Raw genomic sequence first — 1638 nt, 5'->3', positions numbered from 1 at the left:
CGCCGAGCGCATCCCCTTCCACGCCGACCCCATCCTCGCGGCCATCGAGCGTCATTCCGAAGCGTGGAGCGTGTTTCAGGTCGCCCCCGATGGCGACACGGCCGACGCCGCCGATGACGAGACGCACGACAGCCTGCACGCCTTGCTCGCGACCCCGTGCGCGACCCGCGCCGGGATGCTCTGCCTGATCCGTCACCTTCGCTGGTGGCTGTCCGAGGAAGTGCCGAACGCTGCCGCACACCGCTGTCAGGGCGCCGCGGACGCCTGGGCCATCGCCGAGGTCCGCGAGGCCGAGCTGTCACGCTGCCTCGGTGTGGAGCCGATCCAGCGCCTTCCTCTGGCCCTGCCGTCCGGCCGGCTGCTCGGGCCGACGATTGATCTGCGCCCGGTCCCGGCGCCTGCCCGCCTAGGTCGCGCCCTCGCGGCGGCCGGCGAGCTGATGGCCGCCCTCATCATCATCGCCGGGGGCGTGCTCGCCTACGGCTTCCTGCCGATCGCCTGAGGGGAGGCCGACATGACGAACAACCGCAGCGCACGCCCGCAGGCCCAGCCAACCGCTACCCACGCCGAACAGCGCGATCGCGCTGCCCACCTCCGCGACACCGCTGGCCGGTTCACGAAGAGGAAGGCCGCCGCATCGCCAACACCAGAGCCGGAAAAGGCAACACCGACTACGGAGCAGGTGCCTGCCTCGCTCGGCACCATTCCCGCGCCGGATAATGCTTCCGACGACGCCTACGCCCTCATGATCAAGGGTGATGGCCTCGGGTTGCACGCGGCGCCTGGTGCCAGCCTCGTCGTAGAGCCGGAGATGCCCACCGGCGCCGGCCTCGCGGTGTTCTACCTCATGGGCAAGCCCGACCCGGTCGTGTTCGACCTGACGCACCATTTCAATCCCGAGTTCGCAAAGCCGTTCGCGCCAGGCTCCGAAGTGGTGCCGCTGATCGAGGTCGTGTTGCCCAGCACGGGGCGGGTCGGGCACCTGAGCGCCGGTCGCGTCGAGAAGATCCACCGTGTGATCGGGGTCTACAGCGCGGTCGATCTCCCCTCGAAGGATGCCCCCCGCCCGCCTAAGCTGCCGGTGGTGAGCGAGTGCCCCGAGGGCATGGGCGAGCAGTATGTGAAGGATGCGGGCGCCTACCCGCTCGTTCGGAAGGGCGAGACCGTCGTCTTCGACCCGGCCCGGCGCGAGCTGACGCACGGCGCCCTGTGCGTGATCGAGTGGCACGGCGGCACACGCGACGTGGTGCTGACCCACTTCCGCGAGATCGGCGGCCAGGGCGAACCGCAATGGTGGGTCGATCCGGTCAACCGTGTCGGCGCGGGGACGGTCTACACGAGCGATGGCCCCTACGACGCCGACCACCTGCGCCAGAAGCTCGTCGGCACTGTCGTCGGCGTGCTGGTGCCCCGCCGCGATCGCGATGAACCAGAGCCGATCGAAGCGGCCGAGACTGCATCCGACGAGACTGAGGCTGACGAGGCGGCAGCGCCGGACGATGCGGACCCGGTGATCGGCCCCCACGAGGTGGTCCAAGGGTAAAGTTAGTGCACGGTGGGCCGCTCCGCCACGGGTAGCTTGGCCGGCGGAGCTGGTCTGGCGAGCGCAGCCGGCCAAGCGGAGAAGGCTGGCATGAA

2 protein-coding genes are annotated in these 1638 nt (G+C 70.0%); both read left to right on the top strand.

Going from position 1 to position 1638, the window contains the following annotated elements:
* Nucleotides 1-502: hypothetical protein (locus tag FV229_RS26715; protein WP_147754799.1), on the top strand; the 502-nt coding region annotated here is incomplete at its 5' end.
* Nucleotides 503-514: 12 nt separating this feature from the next.
* The gene (locus FV229_RS26710) at nucleotides 515-1543 is read left to right on the top strand and encodes a hypothetical protein (RefSeq protein ID WP_147754798.1); all 1029 of its coding nucleotides are present in this window, start codon (nucleotides 515-517) and stop codon (nucleotides 1541-1543) included.
* The last annotated feature ends 95 nt before the right edge of the window (nucleotides 1544-1638 follow it).

Source organism: Methylobacterium sp. WL120 (assembly GCF_008039465.1).
Taxonomy (GTDB): Bacteria; Pseudomonadota; Alphaproteobacteria; order Rhizobiales; family Beijerinckiaceae; genus Methylobacterium; species Methylobacterium cerastii.
The sequence above is the reverse complement of the archived record's forward strand: the minus strand, read 5'-3'. Positions and strand labels throughout refer to the sequence as shown.